General features: G+C 42.9%; 17 protein-coding genes. 5 read left to right on the top strand and 12 right to left on the bottom strand.

What is annotated here, in order from left to right:
• Positions 1-84: 84 nt before the first annotated feature.
• Entirely contained in the window at positions 85-678 is a 594-nt protein-coding gene (locus ACLHG7_RS00490) for an arylesterase (protein ID WP_410209344.1), read from the top strand.
• On the opposite strand, the gene ACLHG7_RS00495 is transcribed toward ACLHG7_RS00490, so the two are convergent.
• From ACLHG7_RS00495 to serC, 3 genes are read right to left on the bottom strand one after another with little or no spacing between them, the layout of a single operon-like run.
• Positions 679-1,083, bottom strand: coding sequence for a GFA family protein (locus ACLHG7_RS00495; protein WP_410209137.1), 405 nt, complete (start codon positions 1,081-1,083; stop codon positions 679-681). It abuts the gene before it with no gap.
• A 41-nt stretch (positions 1,084-1,124) separates the two neighbouring features.
• Positions 1,125-1,655, bottom strand: coding sequence for a D-alanyl-D-alanine carboxypeptidase family protein (locus ACLHG7_RS00500; RefSeq protein ID WP_410209138.1), 531 nt, complete (start codon positions 1,653-1,655; stop codon positions 1,125-1,127).
• 13 nt (positions 1,656-1,668) lie between these two features.
• A complete protein-coding gene (gene serC / locus ACLHG7_RS00505; protein WP_410209139.1) occupies positions 1,669-2,745 on the bottom strand; it encodes a 3-phosphoserine/phosphohydroxythreonine transaminase in 1,077 nt (358 codons plus the stop codon).
• A gap of 769 nt (positions 2,746-3,514) precedes the next feature.
• Between serC and ACLHG7_RS00510 the strand changes: the two genes are divergently transcribed.
• Positions 3,515-4,696, top strand: coding sequence for a diguanylate cyclase domain-containing protein (locus ACLHG7_RS00510; protein WP_410209140.1), 1,182 nt, complete (start codon positions 3,515-3,517; stop codon positions 4,694-4,696).
• 50 nt (positions 4,697-4,746) lie between these two features.
• On the opposite strand, the gene gyrA is transcribed toward ACLHG7_RS00510, so the two are convergent.
• From gyrA to ccmA, 9 genes are all read right to left on the bottom strand, one after another.
• A complete protein-coding gene (gene gyrA, locus ACLHG7_RS00515) occupies positions 4,747-7,401 on the bottom strand; it encodes a DNA gyrase subunit A (RefSeq protein WP_410209141.1) in 2,655 nt (884 codons plus the stop codon).
• Positions 7,402-7,747: 346 nt separating this feature from the next.
• Positions 7,748-8,242, bottom strand: coding sequence for a peroxiredoxin (locus ACLHG7_RS00520; RefSeq protein ID WP_410209142.1), 495 nt, complete (start codon positions 8,240-8,242; stop codon positions 7,748-7,750).
• Positions 8,243-8,409: 167 nt separating this feature from the next.
• On the bottom strand, positions 8,410-8,814 hold the full coding sequence (locus ACLHG7_RS00525; protein WP_114898997.1) for a hypothetical protein: 405 nt from the start codon (positions 8,812-8,814) through the stop codon (positions 8,410-8,412).
• A 118-nt stretch (positions 8,815-8,932) separates the two neighbouring features.
• Complete coding sequence (gene queC, locus ACLHG7_RS00530; protein ID WP_114898998.1) at positions 8,933-9,613, bottom strand: 7-cyano-7-deazaguanine synthase QueC; 681 nt, start codon at positions 9,611-9,613, stop codon at positions 8,933-8,935.
• Positions 9,614-9,866: 253 nt separating this feature from the next.
• Positions 9,867-10,325 carry a cytochrome c maturation protein CcmE gene (gene ccmE / locus ACLHG7_RS00535; protein ID WP_410209143.1) on the bottom strand — a complete coding sequence of 153 codons (459 nt, stop codon included), beginning with the start codon at positions 10,323-10,325 and terminating at the stop codon, positions 9,867-9,869.
• Positions 10,326-10,329: 4 nt separating this feature from the next.
• Complete coding sequence (ccmD, locus tag ACLHG7_RS00540; RefSeq protein ID WP_410209144.1) at positions 10,330-10,557, bottom strand: heme exporter protein CcmD; 228 nt, start codon at positions 10,555-10,557, stop codon at positions 10,330-10,332.
• A gap of 10 nt (positions 10,558-10,567) precedes the next feature.
• Positions 10,568-11,395 (bottom strand): heme ABC transporter permease CcmC, encoded by an 828-nt coding sequence (gene ccmC, locus ACLHG7_RS00545; RefSeq protein ID WP_410209145.1) that lies wholly within the window; start codon positions 11,393-11,395, stop codon positions 10,568-10,570.
• A 75-nt stretch (positions 11,396-11,470) separates the two neighbouring features.
• Complete coding sequence (gene ccmB, locus ACLHG7_RS00550) at positions 11,471-12,166, bottom strand: heme exporter protein CcmB (protein ID WP_410209146.1); 696 nt, start codon at positions 12,164-12,166, stop codon at positions 11,471-11,473.
• Positions 12,166-12,813, bottom strand: coding sequence for a heme ABC exporter ATP-binding protein CcmA (gene ccmA / locus ACLHG7_RS00555; protein WP_410209147.1), 648 nt, complete (start codon positions 12,811-12,813; stop codon positions 12,166-12,168). The genes ccmB and ccmA overlap by 1 nt, the downstream gene beginning before the upstream one ends.
• A gap of 299 nt (positions 12,814-13,112) precedes the next feature.
• Between ccmA and ACLHG7_RS00560 the strand changes: the two genes are divergently transcribed.
• The 3 genes from ACLHG7_RS00560 to ACLHG7_RS00570 all read left to right on the top strand — a co-directional run bounded on the left by ACLHG7_RS00560 (position 13,113) and on the right by ACLHG7_RS00570 (position 16,173).
• Positions 13,113-13,751 (top strand): DedA family protein, encoded by a 639-nt coding sequence (locus ACLHG7_RS00560; RefSeq protein ID WP_410209148.1) that lies wholly within the window; start codon positions 13,113-13,115, stop codon positions 13,749-13,751.
• Positions 13,752-14,040: 289 nt separating this feature from the next.
• A complete protein-coding gene (locus tag ACLHG7_RS00565; RefSeq protein ID WP_410209149.1) occupies positions 14,041-15,045 on the top strand; it encodes an alpha/beta fold hydrolase in 1,005 nt (334 codons plus the stop codon).
• Between the two features lie 117 nt (positions 15,046-15,162).
• Positions 15,163-16,173, top strand: coding sequence for a hypothetical protein (locus ACLHG7_RS00570; protein ID WP_410209150.1), 1,011 nt, complete (start codon positions 15,163-15,165; stop codon positions 16,171-16,173).
• The last annotated feature ends 70 nt before the right edge of the window (positions 16,174-16,243 follow it).

Consider the following 16,243-nt stretch of genomic DNA (forward strand, 5'->3'; position numbering starts at 1 on the left):
CAAGATTTAAAACATCATAGATTACTATCAGCTTTATCTGACACGATAACTCGAAAACTCAGGACACCAAGTTGGATTTTGTTAATGGGAATGAGTGTTTTAGTCACTGCTGGTGCACAAGCTAAGAGCGTGTTGGTCGTTGGTGATAGCTTGAGTGCGGGATACGGGATAGATCCCCAAAACGGCTGGGTCAACAAATTGCAAACGACTTTAGATCTTAAGAAAAAAGGACAGCATCTAATCATTAATGCCAGTGTTAGTGGTGAGACATCCAGCGGAGGACTAACTCGATTGCCAAAATTGCTAACGACTTATAATCCCGATATCGTTATTTTAGAACTTGGTGGGAATGATGGTTTACGAGGTCAACCCCCAGCGATCCTACAAAGTAATTTAACGCGTATGATCAAACTCAGTCAGGGCAATCATGCGAAAGTGATATTACTGGGGATGAAAATACCGCCCAGTTATGGCAGCTCTTATACGACAGCCTTTAGCAATACTTTTAAAACTGTAGCCAAAAACGAAAAAGTGACGTTTATTCCCTTCTTTTTAGAAGGTGTGGCAGGACATCCTGAATTGATACAGGCAGACGGCATCCATCCTAAGACGGAAGCTCAGACAAAGTTGCTACAGAATGTATTGCCAACCATCGAGAAAACATTAAAGGAATCTTGATTAAGGCACCACAATACCCTCAGGGTGCTTGGGCAAACCATCCTGAATATCCCACCAGCTAGACTTTGATGCCACATATGCATGCACAGATGGACGTACAGTCAGAGGCTCATCAAGTAAGCCCGCACGAATACGAATGACGCCCGGCAAACTTGAACGAGCGCTATAGATCGGTGATCCGCATCGTGAACAAAAGAAGCGTTTCTTTCCTGGTGACGATTCATACTCCGTCAATATATCCAAACCATCGGTCAATTCAAAGTTTGAAGTTAAGACTGGGGTATTCGTTGCAAAAGGGCCGCCCTGGGCTTTACGACACTGGGAACAATGGCACACTTGAATGGGTTCAAGCGCTGCGTTGATTTTAAATTTCACCCCACCACAAAGACAACTGCCTGTTATCATCAAAAAAACCTTCTAAAATCATGTAATAGTTATGGTAAATATTAACCTTGATAGTACCAGTGCCAAGGTTCGTATTGGTAACCGTAAATATTATTTCGTGGAAAAGACATGATAAAACCGAATTGCTTTGCATATTGAACTAACCATTCAAAGCTCTCCGTCTGCTCAAACGCCTCTTCAAGCGACACACAACCCTCAGTACCGATATCAATCGCGCGCCCAGTATGGTGCTCACTATAACCAGGTATCGCGCTAACAGCCAAAATCTGCTCTAGTGACAAACCACTAAGCTTTTTTCTTTGAATGATTTCTACCTGACGATCGACACTACGAAAAGCTGAGACAACAAAGAAATCTATACCTTGTGCTTTTGCAGCTTCATGCATCTTAAACCATGCACTCGCAGCATGCGGTTCAAGATGATATTCCCGGCCATCCTCATCAGCAGCAATCAAGACTAGATCACTGGTCTCAGGCTGTAAAACTAACCCTCGCTCCAGAACAATTTCAGCTGGAATCCCAAGCTCATGCAATATCAAAGCGATACGCTCACGATATCTTAAAGATTCCACCTGTTTTTCAACCTTAGCCGTTACGCTTAGCAAAGTCTTGCATAAATGCGACCAAAGCTTGTACGGCTTCTAAAGGAACCGCATTATAAAGACTTGCACGCATTCCTCCGACAGAGCGGTGTCCGGCTAAATTCAATAGGCCAGCAGCAGTACTTTCTGCAAGAAATGCTTTTTCAAGTGATGCATCAGCCAAAGTAAAAGGTACATTCATTTTTGAGCGATTTGCAGGGTTAATTGGATTAGCATAAAAACCACTTCGATCAATATAATCGTATAGTAATGCTGCTTTCTCTTGATTAAGTTTTTGCATGACCGTTAGGCCACCCTGCTCAATCAACCACTCAAAAACCAAGCCCGCCAAATACCAACCAAACGTTGGTGGTGTATTGATCATTGAACCACTGTTTGCTTGTTTGGCGTAGTCCAATAGACTTGGAATAGTTGATTGTGCTTTACCAATCAAGTCATCACGCACAATAACCAAAGTCAGTCCTGCTGGGCCAATATTTTTTTGTGCACCCGCATAAATCAAACCAAATTTAGAAACATCAAGAGGTTCTGACAGAATTGAAGATGAAAAGTCTGCAACCAGTGGAGCTTCTACCTCTGGAATGAAATCGTATTGCAGTCCGCCAATCGTTTCATTCGGTGTGTAATGAACATATGCAGCATCAGGCGTCAAATTCCATGACGATTGCGCCGGAACATGATGATAATGATCAGCGCTACTTGACGCTGCAATATTCACATTACCATAGCGCTGTGCTTCTTTAATTGCACCTTGTGCCCAAATACCAGTATCAATATAGTCGGCCGTTTGTCCTGCGCCTAGCAAGTTTAACGGCACAGCCGAAAATTGCAGCGTAGCACCGCCTTGTAAAAATAATACTTTGTAATTCGAAGGAATCCCTAAAAGGGTACGCAAATCGGCTTCAGCCTTGTCCGCGGCACCAACAAAATCTTTACTGCGATGGCTCATTTCCATGATGGACATGCCTGTACTATGCCAATCAGAAAGCTCAGATTGAGCACGGTTGAGTACGGCAGTAGGAAGTGCGGCAGGACCTGCACAGAAGTTAAAAGCACGCATGAAAATATGTCCTTGCGAAGTAAAAAAACAATGAGAAAAACAGTTTTAATTTAAGGGGCATATTTAACCATATTTTTGAACCTGATAACGACGAGATTCATCTCGTTTATTCTTATGCCCTAGACAAACACATTTATTGTCTAAGATTCGAGGATCATGATCCGCTGTTCCAACGATTTGACGAAAATCAGCAAAATTGAAGCTGTAATTGAGGGTTCTAATGGAAGTCTTCAAATTCCGACTGACGGATGCAACGGATTGTTCTTGATCAAGCACAAGATTAGCTACTTATGCCCTAAATTCTGCGCTGTACTTAAGAAACAGCAGCACACCGACCAGCGATACCGATCGTAGTCCGCGTATATGGGTTCAAGGTAGTTATTTCTTTTAACCCTCCCCCTGACAAATAATCCTCCATGAAAGCTACCCGATATATCATTACCGAGTAGCTTTATTTATATAATATCTTATTACCTACATACAGAACTCTAAAATATCGCATTACACCATTATTAAATGGATAATGACCCCGAATCTCTGCATATCATTTAGAATATGTCATAGATCTTTCAATCATAATTTTTTTATATCATCATTAAAAAGACCTCTTATCGCTGATTTTTTACCTATAGTCTGATTTAACTAGAGAGATAACGAGTTTTCATCCCTAATTAGGCAGATTAGGACATTTCTAAAAATCGTTCATTTAGATGTATTATTACGTAACCCATGGTCGATCTAGAATTCTGTGATTAGATTACTCAATATATTGAAACATAAAGCATTACTTACCTCTTTATTGGTCATTGCTGTCATTTTTGGTATTTTTTTGACCGTAAAAGTCACAGGATATGCCAACGCTCAAGCGAATGACTTTTTTTTGACACAAGCCAAACTCGTTGCAGCCGCTACAGATCCTAACGATATTCGTAACTTTAGTGGTGACTCTTCAGAGTTGACTACACCCGGATATAAACTGACGTTAGAACGTCTTACACGCATTAAACAGAGTATGAAGGATGCTCGATTCGTTTATTTAATGCGTTTAGATAACGACCAAGTGCATTTCATCTTTGACACCGAAGATATTCACTCCAAAGATTACTCTCCTCCCGGCGAAGTATTTAATAACCCCTCAAAGGAGCTGAGAAATATATTTATAACAGGTCAGCCCTTTGTAGAAGGTCCCTTCCATGATCAGTGGGGAGATTGGGTCTCTGCACATGCACCGATTTATGATCCTCATAGCGGAAAAATTATTGCAATATCTGGTATAGATATTAATGCCGCAACATGGTCTAAACATGTAAAAATTTACAAATACAGCAGTGCCTTGATTTCTGCACTTTTAGTTAGCTTTATGTTCGGTTGTATTTTTTTGCATAACGCTGTCAAACATTGGCAAGAAGCCGAAGAACAAGTCAATAGAATGGCACGCTTTGATGCCTTAACCGGTCTCCCTAATCGTTACTTAATCAATGAAATTCTCGAACGCGTTATTCTTGATGCCGAAAAAAATGAAAAGAAATTTGCCCTCTTATTTATGGATATCAATAATTTTAAGTGGGTCAACGACACACTTGGGCACTCCACTGGTGATAAGCTATTACAGATCATCGCAAGCCGCCTAAAACAAGTTTTGCGCAGAGCGGATACCTTTGGACGGCTAGGCGGCGATGAATTTATTTTTATTCTTGAAAACTTAGTGGATACTCACGAAAACGCATTAAGTATCGCTGAAAAAATTCAAAATACGCTCTCCATGCCCATAACAATCAATGGACTAGAAAATTTTTCTATACTGGCCAGTATTGGTATAGCGATTTACCCCAAGCATGGAGAAACCGCAGAAAAATTAATGTCCAATGCAGACTATGCAATGTATCAAGCCAAGAAAAATCCTTTTTGCCAAATTGTGTTTTTCACACACGAATATACCTATACACCATAAAAAAAGGACGCCCATGGCGTCCTCTTTTATTTATGCCCTAATTACGAGGATTAATCTCCATCCTTTGCATCTGGAGTTTCCAGTTCGGCAGTTTCAATGGGTGCATCGACAATCTCTTGATCATCACTACCCTCTGTCACTTCACCTTCAATAACATCGTCATCGGCACAGACACCATCCAAACAAACCACGCCGACCAATGTCTCACTATCACCTAAACGAATCAGCATCACACCTTGTGCGTTACGACCTACTGAACGAATCTCTGCAACACGGGTGCGTACCAAGGTTCCTCCATCTGAAATCAGAAGAAGCTCATTGCTGTCATTTACGGCTGTTGCGCGAACAAGCTCACCATTCCGTTCGCTCGTTTGCACCGCGATAACGCCTTGACCGCCACGATGGCGAACAGGGAATGCATCAACCGTTGTACGCTTACCAAAGCCATTCGCACATGCCGTCAGAACTTCACCCGACTCTGGCGCGACGACCAATGAAACAATGCGTGAGGCATCATCGATACGCATCCCACGTACACCCATGGCCGTACGCCCCACAACGCGCACTTCATTTTCATCAAAACGAATCGCTTTCCCTTCATTGCTAAACAGCATGATTTGTTGTGTACCATCTGTAATGGCAACGCCAATCAAAGTATCGTTTTCTGATAATTCAATTGCGCGCAAACCAACACTGCGTGGACGACTAAACTGCTCTAATTCAACACGTTTTACGGTACCATCTGCAGTAGCCATGAACACATAGTGAGACTCAGGGAAGTCCATCAACGGCAGAATTGCAGTGACGCTCTCTCCATCTTCTAGCGGCAATAAATTGACAATTGGGCGCCCTTTAGAGCCACGACTTGCTTGCGGCACATCATAAACTTTAAGCCAATAAACCTTGCCACTACAGGTAAAGCACAATACGGTCGCATGATTTGAGGCAACCACTAAATGCTCAATATAATCATCTTCTTTCATGCTCGTCGCTGACTTACCACGACCACCACGACGCTGAGCAGCATAGTCATCCAGCGGTTGAGTTTTCGCATAACCTGTTTTTGAAACGGTAAGAACAACCTGCTCTTCTGGAATCAAATCTGCACGTGAAAAATCAATACGTGATTCAACGATTGCAGTCCGACGTGCATCACCATACTGCTCAAGAACTTGACGTAACTCACCGCGGATAATTTCCATCAACTTGGTAAAACTATCAAGAATAGATTGTAGTTCGGCAATTTCACCCAAAATTTCAGTGTATTCAGCAAGTAACTTGTCTTGTTCCAAACCTGTCAAACGGTGTAAACGAAGCTCAAGAATCGCACCAACTTGCGCAGGTGACATGCGGTATTGGTCACCCGTCAAACCAAAGGGATTCGCTGGATCTTCACCCTCAATATAGTCTGGGCGAATGGAGCGATGACCTGATTTTTCAAGGAGTGCCAGTACGCCACCCGCTTGCCACTGACCTTCAAGTAAACGCACACGAGCTTCGCTGGGGTTAGCCGAAGTTTTGATGGTTTCAATAATGCCATCAATATTGGCCAAAGCAACAGCCAAGCCTTCCAACAAATGTCCGCGTTCACGCGCTTTGCGCAATTCAAATAGGGTCCGACGAGTCACAACTTCTTGACGATGGCGAATAAACGCTGCAATCAGATCTTTAAGATTTTTAAGACCGGGCTGCCCATTTTCAAGGGCCACCATGTTGATGCTGTAAGAAGTTTCAAGTGGCGTATTAATAAACAAATTATTAATAATGACCTCAGCATTTTCATTTCGCTTAAGGTCAACAACGATCCGCATGCCGTCTTTATCAGACTCATCACGTAACTCGCTAATTCCTTCCAGTTTCTTTTCTTTAACCAGTTCAGCGATACGTTCAATCAGCTTTGCTTTATTCACCTGATAAGGAATTTCGGTATAAACAATACTGACCCGATTGGTTTTTTCATCTTCCTCAAGATGATATTTCCCACGGATATGTAGACGCCCCTTACCTGTACGGTAGGCATCAACGATACCGCTTTTACCATAAATAATACCGCCGGTTGGAAAATCAGGACCAGAGATATGCTCCATCAAGCCTTCAACGGTAATATCACTATCATCGACATACGCCAAGCAGGCGTTGAGCACTTCAGTAATATTGTGTGGCGCCATATTGGTCGCCATACCCACAGCAATCCCCGCAGATCCATTGATCAGCAGATTGGGGATACGTGTTGGCATAACTTTAGGAATGCGTTCAGAACCATCGTAGTTATCTTCCCAATCGACGGTATCTTTTTCCAAATCGACAATGATGTCGTGAGCTAACTTGGTCATCCGGATTTCGGTATAACGCATCGCCGCTGGTTCATCGCCATCAACCGAACCAAAGTTACCCTGGCCATCCACCAAAAGGTAACGCAAGCTAAAAGGTTGCGCCATGCGAACCAACGTATGGTAAACCGCCGTATCACCATGTGGATGATACTTACCGATCACGTCACCGACTACACGGGCTGATTTTTTGTAAGGCTTGTTGTAATCATTTCCCAGTTCACGCATCGCAAATAATGCACGACGATGAACGGGTTTGAATCCATCACGGACATCAGGCAACGCCCGTGACACGATGACGCTCATGGCGTAGTCCAGATACGACTGTTTGAGTTCATCCTCAATAGCAATCGGCAGGATTTCTGAATCGCTCATGTATGCTCCTTTGGGCGTAGAATCTGGCGTATTGCTGAATTTTTATTGATGTGAATTGCAAGCTTTAAAACGAATTAAATAAAACTACAAACGCGATCAAACCAGCACAACGACTTACAGAACAAAATCATCTAAAACAATAGGTTAAAAATAAATAAAACAATCCATTTTTCAAGGATTGTTTTATTTAAAGAGGAGCTGGAGTTTAACATAAATCGCGTGATTTGGGGAGTCAAAATACCCTTTCAGGGCAATGACTAGACCTCTAATCGGCAAGTAGCGATTTCATCTAAAATCGAATCTCTAAAGAGTTAAAACTCACGATAGGTATTGATCAAAAAACAACCTAAACCAATAACTTCACCTGCCCAAGAAGCATTTCAGCATGACCTGGAGGGCTAACTTTGCGCCAGCTTTCCACTAACTTTCCGTGCTTATCATATAAAAAAGTACTGCGCTGAATCCCGAGCACAACTTTGCCATACATATTCTTTTCTTTAATCACATCGTAGTAACGACAAAGTGTTTCATCCGAATCACTGATCAAAGGAAAAGGGAGGCATTCATTCGCTGTAAATTTTTCATGAGCCTTCAAACTATCACGAGATACTCCAATAATACGTACACCCAGTGCTGCAAATTCAGGCATTAGATCCCGAAAGTCTCGTGCCTGAGTCGTACACCCGGGTGTCGCGTCTTTTGGATAAAAATATAAAATTAACGGCTGTCCAACCAACGTTGCCAAATTAACTTCCCCCTGTGTGGTAATAACACTGAGATTTGGCAAAATAGAAAGGTCATGTTTGATCACTGTATCCGCAACAGGCTGCTCTATCGTCATTCTACTGACTCCTTGTAGGTTATATTTTCTTTATAAAATAATCTGAATCACTGACAAAATCATCATACGACGCAATTGTAAAAAAAAGCAGACCTCGCTACACGAAAGTCTGCTTTTTTAAATGAATTTCACAAATGACCCACATATCTCAAATGAGTCAGTAGTATTTAAGGCTTTGCTGGAGCCGGTGCTGCATCTGCGGCAGGTGCTGTAGGGGTATTGAAAGTCACTCCCTCACGGCATTTATCCAATTGCGGCTGAATACGCTGTAGCGCAGGTAGGCTACGCGGGTCTTTACCACTCATCGCCAAACTTTGAATCGCCCAGAACTCACCAAGCTTCAAGTTATTAGCCTGTACACCAATGGTACATGAGCATACTTTCTGGGCACTCTTTGCATCAGTAATTTTGGCCGAAGTTGCTTCACTGGTACAACGTTGGATCATTACAGTTTGAATATCTACAGGTCCAGCGTCTTTTGCACCAGCATCTTTCTTGGGAGCAGCTTGTGCAGCAGTCATCAATAAACCCGACATTGCCGCAGCCATTGCAATCTTTGTAGTAGCAAGCATTACGTTTTTCATAGATAAAGTATTCATAGTAAACCTAATAATTGATTGATTTTAAGCGATAGAGCGATAAAACTTCATAACAATGCAACAAAATAAAACCAACTTGATCGTTGAGCAATCAAGACTGGTAATGTGTTGGATCTGCAACTCCCGCATCATCAAACCCCTGACGACGCAACCGACAACTATCGCATCGGCCACAAGCACGACCTTGTAAATCTGCTTGATAGCATGAAACCGTCAACGAGTAGTCTATGCCAAGTTCAGTGCCTAAGCGTATGATATTCGCTTTGGATAAGTGTAATAGTGGCGTATCTATTGTAAGTGGATTACCCTCAACTCCCGCTTTGGTCGCCAGAGCAGCCATTCGTGCAAAAGCATCAATATACTCAGATCGACAATCGGGATAACCTGAATAATCCACGGCATTTACGCCAATCACAATCGCCTGGCTTTGCGTCACTTCAGCAACAGCCAGGGCGTAGGATAAGAAGATCGTATTTCGCGCAGGCACATAGGTAACAGGAATTCCGCCCGGTTCATTCTCCGGCACGTCAATTGAATCATCCGTTAATGCCGACCCCCCTAAGCTGCGTAGATCGATATTAATAATACGATGTGGGACGCCCGCTTGAGCGGCCAATTTTTTAGCAGCATCAAGCTCACTAGAGTGACGTTGACCGTAAGCAAAGCTCAGAGCCTCGCATTGATAACGCTGCATAGCCCACGCCAAACATGTTGCTGAATCTAAACCACCTGACAGCAACACAATAGCGCGAGGAGAATGAGTAAAAGCCATCGTCAAACCAATCCTAAAACCAATCTACAAACCATACTAAAAATAAATTCGTACCGTTAACAAAAATATAGCATTAAAACCAGCAACCGAACTGGAGATAATAAAAAAGTGGGGATTTTCCAACCAAGAAAAACAGCGTCGAATTATGCTGTAATTCTTAGTGACAAGCTACCAGATTCTCGTTGAGAAACCGTGACTGGGGATGTAGAAATCAATGAATAAGTACACATCACTCTTTTCAAATACTGCTTATTTATTTTTGAGGTACTGCTAGCCGACCATCGGATAAGCGACCTTGAGCTTTTAAAGCTGCAGTCACATCAGGCGGCATGTAATTTTCATCGTGCTTCGCCAAAATTTCGTCAGCGAAAAAGAAGCCATCGTGCATCTCTCCCGTTCCCACCACACCTGACCCCTCTTTAAACAAATCAGGTAAAATCCCTGTATAGCGCACGCCCACTGTCGATTTAAAATCTGTGATTTGAAAACTCACGCTCAATGAATCTATTTGTTTTTTTAAACTGCCTTTTACAACCATTCCCCCGGCTTTAATTCGCTTGTTACTGGGAGCGGCGCCACTGGCAATTTGGGCAGGTGTATAAAAATAGTCAGTTTGTGCGCGTAATGCATAGAGAATGAGTGCTATTGCAACGCAGAGACCAAGCAAGGCCAAGATAACAATCATCAATCGTCGTTTACGTGTTGCATTCATCGGATCACTCACTACGCTCGGATGGGGTACGCTTGGAATTAGCTGGAGAGGACTGTGCAATACCACGACGTAATCGAGCCAGTTCACGTTGATAAAAGCGCTGACGCGCATTTTTCGAATGCAAAATCAGGAATAATATTGAGACAATGCTGATCAGCCATGCACTCCATACATAGACACCATGGTGCCCCATCCAAATAAAATCATGAATATTTTCAAATGCAAAATTCATTCAACACTCCTCATGATTTTGATGCTTTGCATGAAACGCGCTGTTCAATGAGTTGCCTCACCCATTTCTTTTGCCGCTCACGCTGTAAAATTAATGTACAGGTGCGATAAATGACCAAAGCCGCAACAAAAAAATAGAAACCAACAAACATCAATAACAACGGTAAATACATCGACGCAGCCATTTTAGGTGCAGCCGTCAAGGTAAACGTAGACCCCTGATGTAACGTATTCCACCATACCACCGAATATTTAATAATCGGGATATTCACCGCACCAACGATCGATAATATTGCCGCAGCCTTACCTTGATTTTCAGTGTGATCAAAAGCATCAAACAAAGCGACTACGCCTACATACAGAAATGCAAGCACCAGCATACTCGTTAAACGTCCATCCCATACCCAGTAAGTTCCCCAAGTTGGTTTTCCCCAAATTGCACCGGTCACTAATGCGAGTACACATAAAACCAGTCCGACTGGCGCAGCCGCTTGAGCAACGATTGCTGCGGTCTTAATTTTCCAGACTAGGTGAATCACACCCAAAACCGCAAGTCCAAAATATATTGACAACGCTAGACTTGCGACAGGAACATGAATAAAAATAATGCGATAGCTGTTGCCTTGTAAATAATCGGGGGGGGCGAAAGCAAGCCCCCAAACGGAACCGAGCAGAATGAGAGTGGCTGCAATATAACTGAGCCATGGTACCCAGCGACTGAAGGTTTGGTAGAAATACTGAGTTCCTACTGTCTGTAAAAAACCACTCCATAGACGACCGAAAAAATGAGGTCGCTTATGAATAGCATCTACTTTGGGTGTCAAATCTGGGTCTGGCATATAGGCTCGAATTTTCGGTTTTATCAAACAACAGTTTTATTCATGTCTCTTGAATTTGCCGATGCTTGGTGACAGTTAAACTGATAATTTTAATGCACCAGCAATTGCAAACGGTAGAAACAGAACCGCTAAAATCAGTCCTGCGGCAAGCAACGCTAAAATAGGAAGTACATCCCCCCCTCTGCGCAACACATCAACAGCACCCGTCGCAAAGATCAATATCGGCAACTGTAGAGGCAAGGAAATCAACGGGACAAGGATACTATTTGCACGTAATGATACGGTCAAAGCTGCGGCGACGCCTGCAAGCAAAGTCAAAACAGGCGTACCCAAAAGTAGCGTTAACGCCAAAACGCTCGCCTCGGCCCCACTAAAGTCAAACAAGGGCATAGATAGCACAGATAAGATCACCAGTAAAAAACCACCAGTCAACCAATGCACTATAACTTTGAATAGCACCCACAATGTCAGTGAATGTCTGGCAATCACAATTTGTTCCAAAGTGCCATCATCCACATCATTGCGAAATAGGCTATCTACTCCCAATAACACAGATAAAAGTGCAGCGATCCATATTGCGGCTGCACCGATTTGATGAAGCAACTTTAAACCTGCACCTGCGGCCAAAGGAAATAGAACCAAAACCATGACAAAAAAAACAATCGCATGCAACCAGACACTTGGATTTCTAAACCGAAGTACAAATTCACGGCGAAATATTGCACGAATAAAACGTAATGTGTGACTCGGAGTTGAGGGGAGGGAGGACATTAAATACGATCCTCATCCGATAAAATGGAATCTTCCACTACGAATTCTGAGGCAGAATATTCTGCTAAGTTCAGTGTCTGACACGCTATCGTTAACGACTGATGACTCGTCAAAATCACACGGCCACCCCTTTTTGTATGTGTTTGTAGCTGCTGGCATAAACGTTCAATCATCACCTGATCTAAAGCCGTTAACGGTTCATCGAGCAGCCATAACTCATTTGAGTGAGATGTCAACCAAAGTCTGGCCAATGCAACCCTGCGCTTCTGTCCTGACGACAACTGAGCCACGGGGGTATCTTCATAGCCAGTCAAACCAACCGCTTCAAGTGCACTAGGCAAGTGAACCAGCTCTCCTGCGTTCAATGCTTGTAAGAACTCTAAATTCTGGCGTACAGACAAAGTACTATTGAGCCCGATCCTATGCCCAATATAAAGCACAGGCCACGCACTGGGTTTGGCGCCAGCCCACAATAAAGTTGATGCACCCATGACTGGCAGTAAACCCGCAAGCATCATCATCAACGTTGTCTTCCCTGCTCCGTTATGCCCTTGAACGTGAAGGATATGCCCAGATTCGACAGTAAAAGTCAGCGGGCCCGACAATACAAGATCACCCCGCACGATCTGCAAGTTTTTGGCAGTCAAGGCGTCAGATCGCCAAGAGTGAACAAGTAACTCGTTAGGGGGCGAAAACTCAGTTGAAGTGATTAAATCTGTCAAAAAACACCATAATCAAGAATGAATGAAAAATCAGCACATTGCCCTAATTATAGCCTAAGCCCATTATGATAAAGTACAAGAAAGAAAGTGTGAAAATATGATCTGTAATCTACAATACTTTTTTATGCAGAACGATTTTTTTAGATTTTCATATTCTAATCAGAAACATTTAATTGTAAAACTGAGATATACCCGTTTATTTTTCTTTTTGAGTAATTGCACTTATGCCCTTTATCGATTTTATCCTGCACATTGACCAGCATCTCAAAGAGTTTATCAACCAATACGGTACATGGGTTTATGCCGCTATTTTTTTGATTATTTTTTGCGAAACCGGGCTCGTCTTTATGCCCTTTTTGCCTGGCGACAACCTACTCTTTGCTGCGGGTGCTCTGGCAGCGATCGGCCAGCTTGATCCGTGGCTCATCAGCGGTGTTTTAGGCTCTGCGGCGATTATTGGAGACAGCACCAACTATTGGATTGGTCGTAAGTATGGCACACGTTTATTTAGTGAAACGCGTAAATTTCCTAGCCGCAAACACCTTGCAACAGCTGAAGCATTCTTCCAGAAGCATGGTGGGAAATCTGTTTTAATTGGTCGCTTTATGCCTTTTATTAGAACTTTTACCCCCTTCGTAGCGGGTATGAGTACCATGCCCTATCTGCGCTTTCTCGCATTTAGTGTTTCAGGCACCATCCTCTGGGTAGGGACTCTCGTTCCTGCGGGATATTTTTTAGGTCAACTCCCCATTGTTAAAGAGAATCTAACATTGATCGTGCTGATCATTATTGGTTTGTCCTTGCTTCCCCTGTTCATTCAAGGTGCTCGACATTATTTGGCAAAACGTCGTTCAAATACTTAAGTTCAACGCTATATCTCACGCTACCCCCTCTAAGACAGGATGTAGCGTGCAAGAATAATAAATCTGTAGTCTTCAGTTTCACCCCCTGACGCAACCTATCACCCTCTCAATTGACTCAGTTCTCAAGAAAAGCATTTATACAGCCAATGAAAATGAGTTGTTGTATGCTAATCTCCACCTATTAAGACTGAACAAGGATTGAGAATTCAGCTGCTATAAATCTGACCCTCAAACCCATGTACTTACTTTTCGACAATGATGACTAACACGCTGATTCAGGATGAACTTCATGACTTTTTCTCTACGTAAACTCGCAATCTCAATCGCATTTATCATTCCCGTCATGACGGCAACTCTCCCTGTCGTCCATGCTGCTACTGACTTTCAAAGTATCCTCAATGAAGAGCGAGCTTGGGCAGGATTTACTTCAAAACGCGCCACTGCAGGCGATGTGGACTGGGCATACTCTGAAGGTGGCGACCCAAGTAAACCAACAATTTTGCTCGTACATGGCTTGGGTGGGAGTCGTGATAACTGGAACCGTGTTGCCCATCATCTCACACCGTATTATCACGTTATTGCCGTCGATCTTCCTGCAAGTGGCGAAACTAAAATTGCAGCAACCTATGACCTACAGCCTGCAACAATCACCGAATCGCTACGTCGTTTTGTCGAAACCATTCATATTGAGAAGAACCTCAATATCGCAGGTCATTCCATGGGCGGTTCAATTGCAGGTCTATACGCGAGTCTCTACTTTAGCGATACGCAAAGTTTACTGCTAGTTGATACTGCTGGGGTCTATGCCACTACTAAAAGTCCATATTTGAAAGACCCATCCCTGCTGCGCAACTTCGTCGTTCGTAAGCCCGGCGATCTTAAGAATGTAATCAAAATAGCGATGCAAGATGCACCTTTCATTCCAAAAGACATTTTTGACGGTCAAGAAAAAGTCATGATTGGTCAAGCACCGACGATGACTATTCTTGTCGAAAAATTAATTGAACTCAATAAATCCTATACACCCGATTCATTTGCAACTGTAGTGAAGTCGATTGAAGCACCGACTCTGGTCATTTGGGGCAAACAAGATCAAATCGTTGATGTCGGCGTCGTTCCTGAACTCATGAGCTCATTGAAAGATAAACGTCCACCAGTGATCCTTGATAATGTTGGACACACACCCATCTTGGAAGCAGAACAACTTGTGGTTCAAGCCTATCTGCCCTTTTTGGCCAAAGCGATCGCAACACCAAACAAATTTGCCGCTGCACCCGCACCAGCTGCAAAATAAAGTCGCGATCAAATGTATAAAAGCAGCCTTTTAAAAGGCTGCTTTTGCGTTAATACTCATGATTTGTTACTGTCTATCTCCACCATAATTTATAAATTTATCTAAGGAAAACGTGCCATGACATCATCAAAATTAAGCCCTAAAGCAGAAGCCCTTCTTAACGCACATGTGGAACATACGATTGCGCAACTGCAAAACTTTGATGTCATCCGTGCAGAAGTTGCGGCCCTCTTTGAACAATTGCTTGAAACACCGCTTTCAACATTGGTGCCTTTAGACATTATTCAACGTATCGCTAAAGAACGTGTACTCGATATTGCACCCAGCAATCAGCTTCGCACAGAGATCGCCAATATTGTTAAAGATGCCCTAAAAAACCCCGAAGGCAAAAATACACTGATTTCTGATTTGGTTCCCGATGCTACAGCTGAAGTGGTCATCAATCTCATTGCCAATGAAACAGACAAACGCAATCAACTGATTCATCAAATTTTTAGCAATCCTGCCACTGGCGAAATTTTATCGACAACGATTAGTCATGCGATTAAAGACTATATGGAAAATAACGTCGTCACCAAAAAAATACCGGGTGCATCCTCACTGATGAAGTTAGGCAAAGGCGTATTAGAAAGAGCGACTGATAGCAATCTGGACGACGCTCTGCAAAACTACCTATCTCGCAACATCCGTAACATCATGAGCATTAGTGAGAAAAAGACCAAAGAACAATTGGGCAGTAAGCAGGTGCATCGCATCGCGGCTGAAGTCTGGTCAACCATTAAAACAAAACCCGCGTCTATTGCGGGAAAATTTGTTGATGATCAAACCGTTGACGCTGCATCGCATTTGATTGTTGTTATCTGGAACCATATCCGCACGGGTAAATATGTACAATCTATCGTTGCTGAAGGAACAGCTGGATGGTATGCACGTAATAGCAACCGCAGTATTGTTGAACTCTTATCCGATGTGAATGTCACGCCAGACTTCATTGTTGCCGAACTCGAACCCTCTCTTAAAACAACGATCAAACACCTTGCTGATAATGGTTATCTCAAAACGCGCATTGAGCCTTTATTACGCCTCTTTTATGCATCAACAGAAGCCCATGCGATTCTAAAAGACTAAGTCTTTATTAGACTCACCACAAAAGATTTTTATGACATCGAGTAGCCTAGTGTTACTCGATGTTTTATTT

This window comes from Aquirhabdus sp. (assembly GCF_046462495.1).
Classification (GTDB): domain Bacteria; phylum Pseudomonadota; class Gammaproteobacteria; order Pseudomonadales; family Moraxellaceae; genus Aquirhabdus.